At 59.8% G+C, this 854-nt stretch carries 1 protein-coding gene; it reads right to left on the bottom strand.

Annotated elements, in window-relative coordinates; all coding sequences use genetic code 11:
• Positions 1 to 148: 148 nt before the first annotated feature.
• On the bottom strand, positions 149 to 556 hold the full coding sequence (locus ACH65_RS20120; RefSeq protein ID WP_153242674.1) for a hypothetical protein: 408 nt from the start codon (positions 554 to 556) through the stop codon (positions 149 to 151).
• Positions 557 to 854 lie beyond the last annotated feature (298 nt).

Genomic DNA, 854 nt, shown 5'->3' with positions numbered 1-854 from the left:
GGCGCGCCTTCACGGCCCTTACGCCCCGCGAAGCCCCCGCGCAGCAACGCTTGCCGCTTGAACTCCTCGCTGAAGCGCTGCCGCTTCGCCTTGTCCTCTGCCTGTTTCTTGGTCATCTTGCTCACTCCAGATGGCGATAGTGAATCGCTTATCCGGGTGTCCGTGAAACGGGGGCAAGATCAATGGTGGCTGGCGCATGACCGACGGACGCCCAAGCGTCGCGCATGCTCGCCACGTCGGCGCCGCGAATACGCGCCATCGTCAGCTTGGCAATCGACCGGCTCCGCACAGCGTTGACGTGTGAGCGTTCGCGCGCGGGATCTGCTTTGCGAGGAACATATTCCGCCAGATAGCGGTCAAGGCATTCCGCGAGTGTCGTGCGCTCCGCTTCCGACGTGTCACGCCAAACACTCCGCTCAACCTCGCTTTCGGTCTTTCTTCCCCAAGCCTTCGCGTCAGCCTCACGCACGAACGTGCGCGACACGGCAGCACCATCGCGCCGCCGCCTCACCTTCACTTGAAACCGTCCCGACTCTCGTTGCGTAACCGTTGCCATGACCTGTCTGCCTCGTTGGCGAGCATGACGCCCGCAGGGGAATGCAGTGGCCTTGCGCAGAAACGGAATTGTCCCCGTTTTGTCCCCGTCGGCCCGGAATTTTCCGGGAAACGAGGCGTAGCAAGGCCTCCAAGGTCATTGAATTTGGCCTTCGTAATGCGTAGGTCGTAGGTTCGATTCCTATTTCCGGCACCAAATTCAATGACTTACGAAAAAGGCTCGCTCTCAAAAGCGGGCCTTTTTCGTGTCCTAGTGTCCCCGTATCGTCCCGAATATGTCTAGATAGTGTCGTCATGAG

The organism is Frateuria defendens, assembly GCF_001182895.1.
Classification (GTDB): domain Bacteria; phylum Pseudomonadota; class Gammaproteobacteria; order Xanthomonadales; family Rhodanobacteraceae; genus Frateuria_B; species Frateuria_B defendens.
This window is presented reverse-complemented; position numbering and strand designations above follow the sequence as displayed.